This window comes from Paramagnetospirillum sp., from assembly GCF_058402745.1.
This window is the reverse complement of sequence record NZ_JBZVFI010000002.1, coordinates 47,337-62,449: the sequence shown is the minus strand read 5'-3', so window position 1 is coordinate 62,449 and position 15,113 is coordinate 47,337. Positions and strand designations below refer to the sequence as shown.

The 15,113-nt window shown below is 66.3% G+C and carries 15 protein-coding genes; 7 read left to right on the top strand and 8 right to left on the bottom strand.

Going from position 1 to position 15,113, the window contains the following annotated elements:
- Positions 1–36: 36 nt before the first annotated feature.
- Positions 37–1,191, bottom strand: a complete 1,155-nt coding sequence (locus ACV4UZ_RS00335) for an NnrS family protein (RefSeq protein WP_491598971.1) — start codon at positions 1,189–1,191, stop codon at positions 37–39.
- Entirely contained in the window at positions 1,191–1,817 is a 627-nt protein-coding gene (locus ACV4UZ_RS00330; protein WP_491598970.1) for an ABC transporter ATP-binding protein, read from the bottom strand. The genes ACV4UZ_RS00335 and ACV4UZ_RS00330 overlap by 1 nt, the downstream gene beginning before the upstream one ends.
- Positions 1,818–2,001: 184 nt before the next feature.
- Between ACV4UZ_RS00330 and ACV4UZ_RS00325 the strand changes: the two genes are divergently transcribed.
- Positions 2,002–2,640, top strand: coding sequence for a recombinase family protein (locus ACV4UZ_RS00325; protein ID WP_491598969.1), 639 nt, complete (start codon positions 2,002–2,004; stop codon positions 2,638–2,640).
- A 635-nt stretch (positions 2,641–3,275) separates the two neighbouring features.
- Here the strand turns inward: ACV4UZ_RS00325 and ACV4UZ_RS00320 are convergent.
- From ACV4UZ_RS00320 to ACV4UZ_RS00305, 4 genes are all read right to left on the bottom strand, one after another.
- Positions 3,276–3,509 carry a hypothetical protein gene (locus ACV4UZ_RS00320; protein WP_491598968.1) on the bottom strand — a complete coding sequence of 78 codons (234 nt, stop codon included), beginning with the start codon at positions 3,507–3,509 and terminating at the stop codon, positions 3,276–3,278.
- A 1,343-nt stretch (positions 3,510–4,852) separates the two neighbouring features.
- On the bottom strand, positions 4,853–5,746 hold the full coding sequence (locus ACV4UZ_RS00315; protein WP_491598967.1) for a LysR family transcriptional regulator: 894 nt from the start codon (positions 5,744–5,746) through the stop codon (positions 4,853–4,855).
- Between the two features lie 74 nt (positions 5,747–5,820).
- Positions 5,821–6,771: a thioredoxin-disulfide reductase gene (gene trxB / locus ACV4UZ_RS00310; protein ID WP_491598966.1), complete on the bottom strand. Its 951-nt coding sequence runs from the start codon at positions 6,769–6,771 to the stop codon at positions 5,821–5,823.
- Between the two features lie 97 nt (positions 6,772–6,868).
- Entirely contained in the window at positions 6,869–7,492 is a 624-nt protein-coding gene (locus tag ACV4UZ_RS00305; protein ID WP_491598965.1) for a peroxiredoxin, read from the bottom strand.
- A gap of 280 nt (positions 7,493–7,772) precedes the next feature.
- Here ACV4UZ_RS00305 and ACV4UZ_RS00300 point away from each other — a divergent pair, with 280 nt between their 5' ends.
- Complete coding sequence (locus tag ACV4UZ_RS00300) at positions 7,773–8,273, top strand: Lrp/AsnC family transcriptional regulator (protein WP_491598964.1); 501 nt, start codon at positions 7,773–7,775, stop codon at positions 8,271–8,273.
- Between the two features lie 157 nt (positions 8,274–8,430).
- Complete coding sequence (locus ACV4UZ_RS00295; protein ID WP_491598963.1) at positions 8,431–9,678, top strand: hypothetical protein; 1,248 nt, start codon at positions 8,431–8,433, stop codon at positions 9,676–9,678.
- On the opposite strand, the gene ACV4UZ_RS00290 is transcribed toward ACV4UZ_RS00295, so the two are convergent.
- Entirely contained in the window at positions 9,640–11,115 is a 1,476-nt protein-coding gene (locus tag ACV4UZ_RS00290; RefSeq protein ID WP_491598962.1) for a bifunctional glycosyltransferase/class I SAM-dependent methyltransferase, read from the bottom strand. The two genes, ACV4UZ_RS00295 and ACV4UZ_RS00290, sit on opposite strands and share 39 nt — an antisense overlap.
- 134 nt (positions 11,116–11,249) lie before the next feature.
- Between ACV4UZ_RS00290 and rfbC the strand changes: the two genes are divergently transcribed.
- From rfbC to rfbA, 4 genes are read left to right on the top strand one after another with little or no spacing between them, the layout of a single operon-like run.
- Positions 11,250–11,840, top strand: a complete 591-nt coding sequence (gene rfbC, locus ACV4UZ_RS00285; RefSeq protein ID WP_491598961.1) for a dTDP-4-dehydrorhamnose 3,5-epimerase — start codon at positions 11,250–11,252, stop codon at positions 11,838–11,840.
- Positions 11,837–12,886 carry a dTDP-glucose 4,6-dehydratase gene (rfbB, locus tag ACV4UZ_RS00280; RefSeq protein WP_491598960.1) on the top strand — a complete coding sequence of 350 codons (1,050 nt, stop codon included), beginning with the start codon at positions 11,837–11,839 and terminating at the stop codon, positions 12,884–12,886. Before rfbC ends, rfbB begins: the two co-directional genes overlap by 4 nt.
- Positions 12,883–13,761, top strand: coding sequence for a dTDP-4-dehydrorhamnose reductase (gene rfbD / locus ACV4UZ_RS00275; RefSeq protein WP_491598959.1), 879 nt, complete (start codon positions 12,883–12,885; stop codon positions 13,759–13,761). Before rfbB ends, rfbD begins: the two co-directional genes overlap by 4 nt.
- Positions 13,758–14,636 carry a glucose-1-phosphate thymidylyltransferase RfbA gene (rfbA, locus tag ACV4UZ_RS00270; RefSeq protein WP_491598958.1) on the top strand — a complete coding sequence of 293 codons (879 nt, stop codon included), beginning with the start codon at positions 13,758–13,760 and terminating at the stop codon, positions 14,634–14,636. Before rfbD ends, rfbA begins: the two co-directional genes overlap by 4 nt.
- 38 nt (positions 14,637–14,674) lie before the next feature.
- Here the strand turns inward: rfbA and ACV4UZ_RS00265 are convergent, their stop codons facing one another.
- On the bottom strand, positions 14,675–15,097 hold the full coding sequence (locus tag ACV4UZ_RS00265) for a hypothetical protein (protein ID WP_491598957.1): 423 nt from the start codon (positions 15,095–15,097) through the stop codon (positions 14,675–14,677).
- Positions 15,098–15,113 lie beyond the last annotated feature (16 nt).

Genomic DNA, 15,113 nt, shown 5'->3' with positions numbered 1-15,113 from the left:
GGGCGCAACGGAAATATGCGGGGGCGCGCCCGGCGGCTATCCCGGTTGCCCGTCGGTCCGGGCCGCCGTCAGCCAGGGCGCGAAGCACCACCACCAGATCATGAAGCCCGCCGACCACAGCACCGCCGGCACGGTCACGCCCCAGACCGCCATGGCCTGGGGGGCGAGATGGGGAACCAGCACCCGCAGGGTGGTGGCCATCGCGATCAGGACGGGGGCGGCCCAGATTCCGGCGGGCAACGGAAACGGCCGCCCGGTATGCCGCAGGCTGACGATGGACATCACCGCCAGCACGGCCGTTGCGGCCGCTCCCGGCCCCAGGGCATGGCGCATGGCCAGCGGGTCGAGCGGAGCCCCCAGGACGGCAAGGCCCAGCCCGCCGAGGCCCAGCACCATCCAGACGTGACTGAGATGGAACAGCGCCACCTGGGGACGGCGAAGGGCGGCCCAGCGGTGCATCTCGGTCATGCGGTCGGCCTGGGCACAGGCGGCGGCCAGGGCCAGCCAGCCGGTGACCGGGCTGTCGGGCGCCGACAACTCCCCCAGGGCCACCAGCAGCAGGGTGGCGGTCGCGAGATGGCGGCGCCCCGGCGGCAGGCGCACCTGGGGCGTCTCGCCGCTTTCCACCAGGGCGGCGCGGATGGTCACCGGCAGGATGCGGCCGGTGGCCATGGCGATCAGGGCGAGATAGAGAATGACCGAGGCCGAAAGCACCCGCTCCGGCGGGATGGGGGCCAGCCCCAGCCGGTACAGGTGGAACGCACCATTGGCCACGGCCAGGACGGCGATGGCGGCGCAGAACTCCCACGGCCGCCGCTCCTCGGCGGCGAGGGCCGGCAGCGCCGCCGCCAGCAGGGCGGGCAGGAAGGCCGCGTCCACCCCGGCCACCAGCCAGGGAGGAAGCAATCCATCCAGCCAGAAGGCGACCCGCCCAGCCGCCCACAGAGCCACCAGGACCCGAAGACCCCGCCCGGTCAGCGGCGCCGTGCCCGTCCAGCTGGGCAACGCGGTGAGCAGGAATCCGGCCAGGGCGGCCGACAGCACGCCGAACACCTGCTCGTGCCCGTGCCACAGTCCCGGCGAGGCCCCGGCCTCCCCTCCCAGCCACAGCAGCGGCAGGGGAATCACCGCCGCCACCGCCGCCAGGGGCAGCAACAGGAAGAACGGCCTGAAGCCGTAAGCCCACACCATCAGCCCCTCTCCTCCACCGCCAGGGCGGCCGCCGTGGCCGGATCGGCCAGCAGGCGCCCCACCCTCTGATGGACGAAGCCGTCGTCACGGCCGCAATGGGGCTCGGCCACCCGATGCTCCGCCGCCACGCGGCCGGGGGAGGTGGACAGGACGATGATCCTGTCGGCCATCCTCACCGCCTCGGCCAGATCATGGGTGACCAGCAGAGCGGTCAGCCCGCGCTGCTCGATCAGGCGGCGGACCAGTCCCTGCATCTGCCGGCGCAGTCCCACATCCAGGGCGCTGAACGGCTCGTCCAGCAGCAGCAGGTCGGGCTCCACCGCCAGGGCACGGGCCAGGGAGACGCGCTGACGCATGCCGCCCGACAGCTCATGGGGGAACTTGGCGGCGTCCTCCGGGGCCAGGCCGACCTCGGCGAGCAGATGCTCGGCCGCCGCCATGCGCTCCCGCCGTCCGGCGCCCCGCGCCTTCAGGCCGAAGGCCACGTTGTCGCGGGCGTCGCGCCAGGGCAGCAGGCAGGGATCCTGGAAGACGAAGACCGGATGCCGGAAGGAATGGATGATGACTCCCTCGACCGGAATGGTCAGCCCATCCGAGCGCCAGCAGCACCAGCAATGTTCCGACAACCAGTTTGGCCGTTGTCCTTATTGACGGAATGCGCTCCACCCTGGCCTCGGACGTGGTTGTGGCGTTGATGGGTGAACCTACCAATAAGCGGAATAGCCGTCAATCACGTTTTGTTCTCGTGGCTACGTGCATCAAAATCGAATGGCGTTAAAATTCTAATCGTGGGTTTAGGAGTTTAACGTCATGAAATTTATCGCTTATTACCGAGTCTCAACGGATCGTCAGGGAAAATCTGGGTTGGGATTGGACGCACAGCGTTGCGCTGTGACCGCCTATAGCAGCGGTCGCGGGACGATCCTGGGGGAGTTCACGGAAATTGAATCCGGGTGCAAGGTGGACCGACCGCAGTTGCAGGCGGCGCTGGACTTAGCGGCGCGGCACAAGGCGACATTGGTCATCGCCCGCCTGGATCGGCTGGCCCGCAACGTTGCCTTCATCGCCAATATCATGGACAGCCGGGTGGACTTTGTCGCCTGCGACATGCCGGAAGCCAACCGCCTGACCCTGCATATTCTGGCGGCAGTAGCGGAGCACGAGAGGGAGATGATCTCGCTGAGGACGAAAGTGGCCCTGGGCGCAGCTAGGGAAAGAGGGATTCGTCTGGGTAATCCCGATGGGCGGGGCGCCAGAATGGCGGCGGCCAAACGTCTCACCGCTGAGGCCGACCGGTTCGCTGCGACCGTGCGGCCAATGGTGGAGGGGTTGCGCAGTCAAGGTTTGAGCTTGCGCGCCATCGCCCGCGAATTGAACGACCACGGTGTGCGGACCGCACGCGGGCGTGAGTGGCAGGCCACCTCGGTGCGCAATCTGCTAGCCCGATAATCAGGGGGGATCTCTGGACTTAGACAGATGCTCGGTGTCGTGCTGATAATGGGTGCTGGATTTGGCTTGGCGCCGCCCCTTCATTTTTCGTCAGTGGCGCATTGTCATTGGAGGGCTCGAACGCGGCGCCAGTATCCGTCTCCGTACCCCTTTCTCCATTGGCAAGGGGCTCCCTTCGTCATCAATGATTGTCGAAGCCGAACGGAGCTCCCGCTGGGCCACCCCAACCGGGCGGCGTGGATGGGTGGTCGACCCATTCCTCCCCAATATAGCCCGGAAGATGGGCCGCGGAGTCACGATCGTCTCCTGAATTTGGACCATTGCCATGTTCGGAATTCGAGACCGGCTGAAAGTCTTCTTCTTCCGTTGCGCCTTCGTTATCGCGGGTGCTCTGCCATCCAGTAGCAGATGAGGCGCTGGGCTCAGGCAGACAGGCAAGCCCGATCGCAACTATAATCATGCCGCTACCAGTTAGAAACGCAGGTGACGTCCAAGACCAGCCTATGAAAATGCTTCCCAAGAACCTGAATCCAACGATAAATATCCCGATTACGGATAAGCCTAGTGCTACAGCGTCAGCAAGCCATCTCAGGAAGCTCATCATCTCACTATCTCCGGGGCAGGTGGCTTTCTATTCATTGCATTTCATTATTGGCGCGCATGTTCTGCGATGGTTTGGTCTCGGATACAGAATCCGTCCTGATGCAGGCGAAGAGGAGTCCCAAACTCTGGCAAAGGAACCAGGCGCCTGCGCCGGCCCCGAGCCACAGCCAACTCTCCTCAACAGCGGAGTAGCCTGCGCAAAGGAAGGCGACTCCCCAGCCAATCTGGCGGACGAACAGCGTCAAAGCAAAGATCCGGCGTGCCATGGGGATCTCCGAGCGTGGAAGGGCTAGGTCAGCTTCTCACGGCGGTGTCGACATGCAATGGTTCGCCCCTTTCACCCGAAACCGGGCAGCCAGCCGCCTCCCAGGCGGCGACCTGCCATGGGCCACGCGCAGTGACGTTTGCCATCTTGGCCGCGTGCCACTCCTTGGCCGGCAGGCGCTCTGCCCAAGCGCGTGCCCGCGCGACTCTCTCTCTATCTCTAGATTCCTCTTTTGGGGCCACGTGCCGACCCACCTCAAGCCGCGCGGCGGCCCGCCCCTCATCGTCTGACGACCCAGGTGGGTCGCATGGCGCCCCGCCTTGGGGATATCGCAGGGTGATCATATCCGTGTCCCGCTCACGCAGGCCCGGGATCGCTCTTTGCTGGATATCGACAAAGCCTGCCATCTTCAACGCCCGGAGGGCGGACCGAAGTGCTGTCCGGCCAAGCGTGGATTCGTGCCTCATTTTTGCCTGGCCGGCCCAGACTCGACCCGATCCGTCCACTGCGAGGGTCACCAGGGCCGCGGCTAAGGCTAGCTGCGTCGAGCCGCCGCATGGCGGCTTGGTGTCGGCGGGGGCAGCAAGGTGGGCCTGGACTGCCTTCAGCCATCTAAGACGCTCGGCTGGACTCCAGGCGACGGTTTGGCCGCCCCTCGGAGGGAGCCCCCGAACCGCAGTCATTTTCCGGCCTCGGCCAGCCGCGCCAAGTAGCGCTGAGGCTCATCCGCACGGACAAGTGTCCGTCGCCCACTTTTGATGATGTCGATGCGCCCCGCTTTGATCTCAGCGTAGGCGTGCGTCTTTCCTATCCCCAGTGCCGCACATAGGGCTGAAATGCTCATTGCGGCCGGGGTGATTGCTGGAGGGGTTGTCATTTTTGCCATCCGCCGAAGTGCGTGATAGCTCCCTATTATGCGTAGGCGGCCGCTATGGTCCACAAGACCGGGTAGCAAAAACCCTCCATTTCGGCAGACGCATTTTTACTACTGGCAGAATCGCTTTATGCCACAGGGATGCCACATGGACCGCCGCAGCGGCGCCATTGCCACACAGCGCAATCGGCGCTAACCCCTTGAAAAAGAAACCCCCCGGTTATGCACCAGGGGGTAAAGTCAAACAGGGAGGCTTCACGTCTAGGAGACGTAGGGTCCGAAGACCCGGAACCCAGGCAGTGCGCCTGGGAACAATGTGGCGGAAACCGCCGATCTCGGGACCTGTTGCGGTGCAACAAGTCGTGAGTACTGATGTACGGCATGGAGCGGTTTCGAACCACACCAAAAAGCAGGACAGAGGCATGCTTCCAGCGCATGCCTTATGCTTTTAGGGTGGGGTGTCGGCCCGATCAGGCGGATTCGGCGATCTTGCCCAGCAGGAAGTCGCGGAACACCGTGATGCGCTTGGAATGGCGCAGTTCCTCGGGATAGACGAAGTAGGCCTCGACCTTCGGCCCCTTCAGTTCCGGCAGGATATGGACCAGGCTCTCGGCCTCGCCGCGCAGGTATTCCGGCATGGCGGCGATGCCCAGCCCGCTTTTGACGGCGCGGTAGATGCCGTAGATGTTGTTGACCTCCAGCACCGGCTTGCGCGGGCGGTCGGGCGAGGCGCCGGCTTCCAGCAGCCAGTTGACGTTGGAAACCGGGGCCGAGACCCGCGTGTCGTCGCCGTAGACGATGATGCGGTGATCGTCGAGGTCATCGGCGGATTTCGGCATGCCGTACTTCTCGATGTAGGACGGCGCGGCGAACACCGCGTAATTCATGGACAGAAGGTGGCGCTGGATCAGGTCGGGCTGGCGCGGCGGCATCATGCGGATGGCCACGTCGGCCTCGCGCATGGCCAGGTCCAGCTCGCCGTCGAACAGCACCATGGTCACCGAGATGTCGGGATAGGCGTCCAGGAAGTCCTTGATGCGCGGCGTCAGCCACAGCGAGCCGAAGGCCACCGTGGTGGTGATCTTCAGCGGTCCCTGGGCGCGTTCGCGGCTTTCGGTGAGCAACGCCTCGGTCATCGCCAGCTTGGAGAAGACGTCGCGGGCCGTCTTGTAGAGCAGCTCGCCCTGCTCGGTGAGGATCAGGCCGCGGGCGTGGCGATGGAACAGGGGCAGGTTGAGGCTTTCCTCCAGCGCGCTGATCTGGCGGCTGACGGCCGATTGGCTGAGATTCAGCACCTCACCCGCATGGGTGAAGCTGCCGGCCTCGGCGACGGCGTGGAAAACCCTCAGCTTGTCCCAATCCATGGTCCGGCCGGTCTCCTCCCCTGGCGGATTATTCCTTCCGCCTCCCCAATCATTGCCGGCTACTGTGCCGTAACTTAGCCGTCATGTCCATGCGCCGCGAGGAAGCGTTCGGCCTCCAGCGCCGCCATGCAGCCGGTGCCGGCGGCGGTCACCGCCTGGCGGTAGATCTTGTCCTGCACGTCGCCGGCGGCGAACACGCCGGGAATGTTGGTGGAGGTGGCGCCGGCCTTGGTGATCAGGTAGCCCTCGTCGTCCATGTCCAGCGCGCCCTTGAACAGGTCGGTGTTGGGCGTGTGGCCGATGGCGATGAACACGCCGTCCACCGGCAGCACGGACAGCGCGCCGGTCTTGACGTTCTTCAGGCGCAGGCCGGTGACGCCGGGCGGATTGCTGTCGCCGACGATCTCGTCGATGACGCTGTCCCAGGCCACGGACACCTTGGGATTGGCGAACAGGCGGTCCTGGGCGATCTTCTCGGCGCGAAGGGAGTCGCGGCGATGGACCAGGGTCACCTTGGACGCGATGCCGGCGAGGTAGAGGGCTTCCTCCACCGCCGAATTGCCGCCGCCGACCACCGCCACTTCCTTGCCCCGGAAGAAGAAGCCGTCGCAGGTGGCGCAGGCCGACACGCCGAAGCCCGAGAACTTCTTTTCCGATTCGATGCCCAGCCAGCGGGCGGTGGCGCCGGTGCAGATGATCAGGGTGTCGCCGGTATAGGTGTCGCCCGAATCGCCCGTTGCGGTGAAGGGGCGCTTGGTGAGGTCCACCGAGACGATGGTGTCGTCCATGAAGCGGGTGCCCACGTGCTCGGCCTGGGCCTGCATCTGCTCCATCAGCCAGGGGCCCTGGACCGCCTCGGCGAAGCCGGGGAAGTTCTCCACGTCGGTGGTGATGGTCAGCTGTCCGCCGGGCTGCAATCCGGCCACCAGCATGGGTTCGAGATTGGCGCGCGCCGCGTAGATGGCGGCGGTGCAGCCGGCGGGGCCGGAGCCCAGGATCAGAACCTTGGAGTGGTGGTGTGCCATCGGATGCTTCCCGGATGAATTTGATGTTGTTGCGCTACAGCATAAGGAGAGGGCGCGCCGCCCGCAAGCGGCGCGCCCCACATTTTCCGTCGCCGGATTACAGCTCGGAGGCGTGCTTGGCCAGGTACTCGGCGACGCCGTTCGGGTTGGCCTTCATGCCGGCCTTGCCCTTGTTCCAGCCGGCGGGGCACACCTCGCCATGCTCCTCGGTGAACTGCAGGGCGTCGATCAGGCGCAGCGCCTCGTCCACGTTGCGGCCCAGCGGCAGGTTGTTGACGTGGGCCGACTGCACCACGCCGTTCTTGTCGATGATGAAGGTGCCGCGCAGCGCCACCGAATCATTGATCAGCACGCCGAAGGACCGGGCGATGTTCTTGGTCAGGTCGGCCACCATGGGGAACTGGACGTTGCCCAGGCCGCCCTTTTCGACGGGGGTGTTCTTCCAGGCCAGGTGGGTGAAGTGGGAATCGACGCTGACGGCGATGACCTTGGTGTTGCGCTCGGCGAAGGCCTTGACGCGGTGGTCGTGGGCCAGGATCTCGGACGGGCAGACGAAGGTGAAGTCCAGCGGGTAGAAGAACACCACGCCGTAGGAGCCCGCCAGATAGGACTTCAGATTGAACGACGGATTGATCTCGTTGTCGGGCATCACGGCCGGGGCGGTGAAATCGGGGGCGGCCTTGGTCACCAGAGAGGTCGGGTTCACAATCGCGTCGGACATTATGAAAGCTCCATCAGAGGGCTTGGGACGAATGATGGCGAGAAATCTAGTCTGGTTCTCGCCTCTACGCAAGATGGAATGATTATAAAACTAGAGCCATGCCCTCGCCTGCGAAGGATATTAACTCGCACTTTCCTTAAGGTTTAGAGGGGCGGGCGCCGAGCGCCGGACCCGGTGGCAGCGCGAGGGCCGAAAATCGTCGGCGGGACGGAATGTTGGGCTTGCTGGCGGCGAACGAGTAATATAATTTCGCAAACCTGAGTTCTTTTGGAGTTCCCTTATGCAGCGGGTCAAGCTTGACCGCATCGATCGGCGCATCCTGGCCGACCTTCAGGCCGATGGCCGGATGACCAATGTCGAACTGGCCAGACGGGCGGGAATCTCCGCGCCGCCATGCCTGCGACGGGTGCGGGCGCTGGAGGAGGCGGGCTACGTCAAGGGCTACCACGCCGAGATCGACCCGGGAGCGCTGGGCTTCAATGTCACGGTCTTCGCCCATGTGGGCCTGAACAGCCAGGCCGAGGCCGACCTCAAGGCCTTCGAGGAACTGGTCAAGGGCTGGCCCGAGGTGCGCGAGTGCCACATGCTGGCCGGCGAGACCGACTTCCTGCTGAAAGTGGTGGCCCACGACTGGGACGATTACCAGCGCTTTCTCACCACCCGCCTGACCGCCGCGCCCAACATCAGCCACGTGAAGAGCGCGCTGGCCATCCGCACGTCCAAGCTGCAGCCCGGCGTGCCCATCGACGTCGAGGCCGGGCCCGAGCCCGAGCACGAGTAGCCGGCGGGAAGGGCGCCAAGCCCTCGTTCTTGCCCCCTTGGCGCGGCGCGACCTATAGTTCCCCCAGCCCGACAGGTCAGGATCGCAGGGAATGCCGTTCGCGCGGATCAAGCCATATGGAATAGCCGTTCTCGTCTTCCTTCTCGTGAAGCTGGCCTTGTCGGCCTCCCTGATCCGGCATGATCCAACCGCCTTCATCATGGGGGATGGGTTCGAATATCAGACCCGTGCCGACACCATGGCGCAGACCGGAAAGTTCGGAGTCCTGGGCAAGGACGGGACCGTCACCGACGACGCCTACCGCTTGCCCGGCTATCCCGCCTTCCTGTCGCTTCTCCGGCTTTCCGATGGCCCCGAGCGCGTCGCCGTGTGGAGCATCGCGCAGGTGGTGATCTGCCATGCCTGGCTGCTGCTGGTGGGCGGGTGGATGGCCCGCCGCCACGGAGACCGGAGCGCCACCTATTTCGTCGTCGCCCTGTCCCTGACCCTGCCCTGGACCCATTACATCGCCGTGGTCCACAGCGACTTCCTGTTCGCCGTCCTGCTGTTTTCCGGGGCCTTGCACCTGGCGACCGCGCTGGAGAGGCGGAAGGGCCGGCCCGTCCAGACCCTGGCGGCGGCGCTGTTCCTGGGCGCGGCCGCCCTGACCCGGCCCGATCTGGTGTTCCTGCCGTTCTGGTTGCTGGCCCTGGCCGGGGGCGTCCTGGTCTGGAACATTCGTCTCGGCCCGTCGCACGGGCAGGTGGCGGCGATGCCGATCGTGCTCGCCGCCGTGGGGACGTTCGGCGCCATGGCCGCCTGGGCCGTGCGCAATTATGTGGTGGCCGGCCGTCTGACCTATACCTCGGTGGTCGACACCGTCGTGATGTTCTTCGCCTCCAGCGCCAGCAAGACCGAGGCAGTGGCCGCCAAGGGCGCCGGGCTGCTGGACGTGGTGGGGCTGATGATCGCCAACGCCATGAACATCGTGCTCGGTTTCGGCCCGGCCCTGGCCCAGGTGTTCTTCAATCCCAGCCGCTGGTATCTGCATTTCTACATGCGGGGCTGGGGGCTGGACCTGCCGAGCAGCGGGGTGCCCATCTCGGAGATGGGATATTCCCGGTTGCCGCCGGTGGAATACGTCTACGTGGCGGTGGAAATCCTGATTCCCCTGGCGGTCTTCGCCGTCTTCGCCCGCTTCCTCCATGCCCTGTGGAAGGGGCGCATCGCCGCGCCGGCACCCGTCATGGCGCTGCTCGGCGCGATCATGGCCTATCTGATGATCCAGAAAGGCATCTGGGGCGCCCTGACCGTGGGAAGCGGCCAGCGCTACGGCATGCCGATCCTGCCGTTCGTCGTCTATTTCGGCGCCTTGACCTTCGCCGGCCTAAGGCCGGCTGTGGGTGGCGGCCAGCAGGTCCCGTAGGGTGGGCCGTTTGCGCACCCTGAGGAAGATCTGGTAGGCGAACAGGCCCGGCCAGACCCGGATGGCCCAGCCGTTGAGGGCGAGCAGCAGCCTGGCCAGCGGCGTGCGGCCCAGCGCCAGGGGGAAGGGCGCCGGAATGCCGCGCGTCTCCAGCACGCTGAAGCCCGATTGCTCGAACAGGTGGCGAATGGTTTGGAAGGTGTAGAGGCGGGTGTGGGTCATGTCGAGAATGCCCCGCTTGCCGTAATTGAACAGCCCCACCAGCAGGCCGAGCCGCACCACCAGGAAGCCCACGTTGCCGGTGCTGACCAGAAGCTCGGTCGCGGGCGACAGGTCGGGATCGCCGTGCAGCCGGTCGACGAAGGCCTCGGGCGAGGCGAGGTGCTCGATGATGTCGAGCAGCACCACCTTGTCCTTGCCGGCCAGCAGGCCCGGCGGCAGCGGCGCGTTCAGGTCGTGGGCGATGAATTCCCGGAAGGCCACCGGCTTTTTCGGCGCGGCCCGGTCCAGCCCGGTGACATTACAGCCCCGGCCGGTCAGATGGGCCGCCAGATCACCCTCGCCGCAGCCCAGTTCCAGCACGGTTTGGCCATCAGCGACCAGGGACGCGGCGACCGTATGGGGGCTGTCGAAATCCAGCTTGGCCTCGTACAGCACCTCGTCCCGGGCGGGGCGGCAATCGTAGATGCGGTCGTAGACCAGGCCGAAATCGTTGGCCCTGGCCCGGGTGGTGGCGCACACCACGTCCCAGGCGTACTTCATGCCGTTCACGTGGCAGATCTCGTCGCCGTAATAGGTGGGGATGGGCAGTTCCAGGATGCGCTGCCCGGCCCGCTGCAGCTGGATGATGATCTGGGTGTCGAAATGGAAGTCGTTGGTATTGAGGTGGAAGGGGATCGACCGCAGGGCGCTCACCGAATACAGGCGGTAGCCGGAATGGAACTCCGTCAGATCCAGGCCCAGCACCGTGTTCTGGAAGAAGGTCAGGATCTTGTTGCCGACGAACTTGTAGAGCGGCATTCCGCCCTGGCGGGCGCCGCCTTCGGTCATCATCCGCGATCCCATGACCGCGTCGGCCCGCCCCTCGGCCAGGGGCGCCACCAGTTCGGGCAGGCATTCGGGGGCGTATTGCCCGTCGCCGTGAATCAGGGCGACGTAATCGAAGCCGTTCTCCATGGCGTAGAAGAAGCCGATCTTCTGGTTGCCGCCATAGCCCTGGTTGACGGGGTTGCGCAGCACGGTGATGGGAAACGGCCAGGTCCCCTCCGCCGCGCTTCGGTGGCCGACCCGGAAGGTGTCGTCGGGCGAGGCGTCGTCGATGGCCAGGACTTCGACGTCGTAATGCTCGGTCAGGCTTGCCGGAATGCGCGAGAAGACCGAGGAAATGGTCTTTTCCGCGTTATAGGCCACGATGAAGGCGAGAAGGCGTTTCTTCATTGTCATGTCCGGAAAGCCTGGATGGCGTCCCCAGGTTCTAAAGGCAAGCGGGACCAAAGGAAAGGGGCCTTGTCCTCAGGCAAGGAATGCCGATAGGCTGTGCCGCCATCAATCCGGACACCGCGCCCTCGCCCATGAAAGTCGTTTCGCTGGCCCTGCCCGACGTGAAGCTCGTGACCCCGAGGCGGTTCGGCGACGAGCGGGGCTTCTTCGCCGAGACTTACAGCGCCCATGCCTTGGCGGCCCATGGAATCGACGTCGCCTTCGTCCAGGACAACCAGAGCGTCTCGCGGCCCGCCGGCGTGGTGCGCGGCCTCCATTTCCAGCGCCCGCCCCATGCCCAGGACAAGCTGCTGCGGGTGGTGCGCGGCTCGATCCTCGACGTGGCGGTGGACATCCGCCCGGGCTCGGCGGATTTCGGCAAATGGGTGGCGGTGGTGCTTTCGGCGGAAGACAGCGCCTCCATCTTCGTCCCCAAGGGCTTCGCCCACGGCTTCATGACCCTGGAACCGGAGACCGAGGTCTTCTACAAGGTCTCCCATCGCTACGTTCCCGAGGCGGAAGCCGGCATTCATTGGCGCGACCCCGATCTGTCCATCGACTGGCCCCTGGACCGGGTCGGGGGGGAGGGCGGCGTCACCATCGCCCCCCGGGACGCCGCCTTCGGCCGGCTGCGCGAGATGGCCCCCGAACTCCTGGCATGGGACGAGCAACCCGGATCATGAAGATTCTCGTCACCGGCGGCTGCGGCTTCATCGGCTCGGCCCTCATCCGCTTCCTGCTGGCGCGCACCGGGTGCTCGGTGGTCAACGTGGACTGCCTGACCTACGCCGCCAATCCGGCCGCCCTGGAAGGGGCGGAGGATGATCCCCGTTACGCCTTCGAGCGCCAGACCATCGTCGATGGCGCCGCCCTGCGGGAGATCTTCGGGCGGCACCGTCCCGACGCGGTGATCCATCTGGCGGCGGAATCCCATGTGGACCGCTCCATCGACGGGCCGGGAACCTTCATCCAGACCAATCTGGTGGGGACCTTCCAGTTGCTCGAGGCGGCGCGGGCCTATCTCGACGGACGGGGGGGCGCGGGGGAATTCCGCTTCCTGCACGTCTCCACCGACGAGGTCTACGGCACCCTGGGCGAGACCGGCGCCTTCACCGAAACCTCGCCCTACCGGCCCAATTCCCCCTATGCCGCCACCAAGGCGGGGTCCGACCTGCTGGCCCAGGCCTGGCGCGAGACCTACGGCCTGCCGGTGATGGTCAGCAACTGCACCAACAATTACGGCCCCTGGCAGTTTCCCGAGAAGCTGATCCCCACGGTGATCGTCAAGGCCCTGGACGGGTTGCCCATTCCCATCTACGGCTCGGGACGCAACGTGCGCGACTGGCTGCACGTGGAGGACCACGCCGCCGCCCTGTGGCGGATCGTCTCGGCGGGCAAGGTGGGGGAAAGCTACAACATCGGCGCCGCCTGCGAGCGCGCCAACATCGACGTCGCCCGCGCCATCTGCGCTTGCCTTGATGACCTGAGGCCCCTGGGCGGCGGACGGCGGCACGAGGAGCAGATCACCTTCGTCTGCGACCGTCCCGGCCACGATTTCCGCTATGCCCTGGACGCCGGCAAGATCGCCGCCGAGCTCGGCTGGGTCCCGACCTACGATTTCGATGCCGGCATGAAAGCCACGATCCGCTGGTATCTGGACCACGAGGAATGGTGGCGTGGCATCCTGGCCGGAACCTACGGCGGCCAGCGGCAGGGGCTGGGCCGGTGAAGGTCCTGGTCCTTGGCGCCGAGGGCCAGCTGGGCCGGGCCCTGATGACCGCCCCGTCCCGGCCGGGCCTGTCGCTGGTGGGGCTGGGCCGGGGCCAGGCCGATATCGGCGATTCCGAATCCGTCCGGGCGGCCATGGAAGCGGTCTCTCCCGACGTGGTGGTCAACGCCGCCGCCTACACCGCCGTCGATGCCGCCGAGGACGAGCCCGAGCGGGCCTTCCTGGTCAACGCCCATGGGGCCGGGCACGTGGCGGCGGCCTGCCGCTCCATTGGCGCCCGCCTGCTGCATGTCTCCACCGACTACGTGTTCGATGGCGAGGCGTCGCTTCCCTACCCCGATTCCGCCCCGGTCAATCCACGCAGTGTCTACGGCGCCAGCAAGGCCGAGGGCGAACGCCTGATCCGCCAGGCCCTGGAGCAGCACGTCATCCTTCGGACCTCGTGGGTGTTCGGCCATCACGGCAAGAATTTCGTCAAGACCATCCTCGGCCTGATCGGCTCCCGGGACAGGCTCGAGGTGATCGACGACCAGACGGGCTGTCCCACCGATGCCGCCGCCCTGGCCGCCGCCCTGCTGGACCTGGCGGGGCGGGGCGGGACGGATCTGCCCTGGGGCACCTATCATTTCTGCGGGGCCGACCCCATCACCTGGCACGGCTTCGCCCTGGCCATCGCCGAATTGCGGCGGCGGCGGCTGGCCGACGGCACCAGGATCGCGCCGACCACCACGGCGCGCTGGGGGCAGAAGGCCAAGCGGCCGGCCTATTCCGTTCTCGATTGCGAGCGGACCCGCGCCGTGCTGAAACTCGACGTTCCCGGCTGGCGTCCGGGGCTGGAACGGGTGGTCGACCAATGGATGGCGGGGGAACGATGAAGGGAATCATTCTGGCCGGCGGCAGCGGCACCCGGCTCCACCCGGTCACCCATGCCGTCAACAAGCATCTGCTGCCGGTCTACGACAAGCCGATGATCTATTATCCCCTGGCCACGCTGATGCTGGCGGGAATCCGCGACTTCCTGCTCATCACCACGGCGGAGGCGCTGCCGGCCTTCCGCAAGCTGCTGGGCACCGGCGCCGATTGGGGAATCGGCATCGACTACGCCATCCAGGACGAGCCCCGCGGCCTGGCCGAGGCCTTCCTGATCGGCCGTGATTTCATCGGCTCCGACCGCTGCGCCCTGGGGCTGGGCGACAACATCTTCTTCGGCCATGGCCTGCCCGACCAGCTGCGCGCTGCCGCCGCGCGGGAGGAGGGGGCCACGGTGTTCGCCTACCGGGTGGCGGACTCCAGCCGCTACGGGGTGGTCGATCTGGACCGCGACGGCAGGGCCCTGGGCTTCGAGGAGAAGCCGGCCAGCCCCAAGTCCAACTGGGCGGTCACCGGGTTGTATTTCTTCGACAACGCGGTGGTGGACATCGCCCGCGACGTCAGACCCTCGGCCCGCGGCGAGCTGGAAATCGTCGATATCCACCAGGCCTACCTGGAACGCGGACTGATGCGGGTGGAAAAGTTCGGCCGGGGCTTCGCCTGGCTGGACACCGGGACCCATGAAACGCTGCTGCAGGCGGCCCAGTTCGTCCAGACCATCGAACAGCGCCAGGACCAGAAGATCTCCTGTCCCGAGGAAATCGCCTATCGCATGGGCTACATCGACCTTCCGGCCTTCGCCGGGCTGGCGGCGCGAACCCAGAATTCCAGCTACGGCGCCTACCTCAAGCGGATAGCCCAGGAATTACACGAAGGCTGAAGCCGCCCGTCGATGTCCCGGGCCGGCTTCCGGCCGGGCTACCGCGCCAGCCTCTGGCGGATTTCCCCCTCGCAGCCCATCAGCCAGGCGATGCGCTTGAGCCGCGCGCTCTGTTCGGCCATGTCGTGGCGCTCTTTCTCGGCGCGGTCGTCGATTCGGCTCTGTTCCCGGTTCAGGCGGTCCATGCGGCCCTCGATGGCCGAGGCCTCGGCCCGAATCTGGGCGTCGATGCGGGCGCGCCGGGCCGGGCGGGCCAGCAGGTCGTCGCGCTCGGCCAGCACCGCCATCAACTGCTTTTCCCAGAAGGTGCCGGGAAACAGCAGGGCGCTGATGGCCGGGGGGCCATTGCCGGGTGCGCATGACTCGTCCAGGGACAGCGAGGAGGGCGGCGTCACCGCCCAGCCGAGAAAGCCCAGGCCCGCTCCGATCAGCAGCATGTCGCGAAGGCGCAAGGTTGCCATGGCTCGTCCCTCCTGC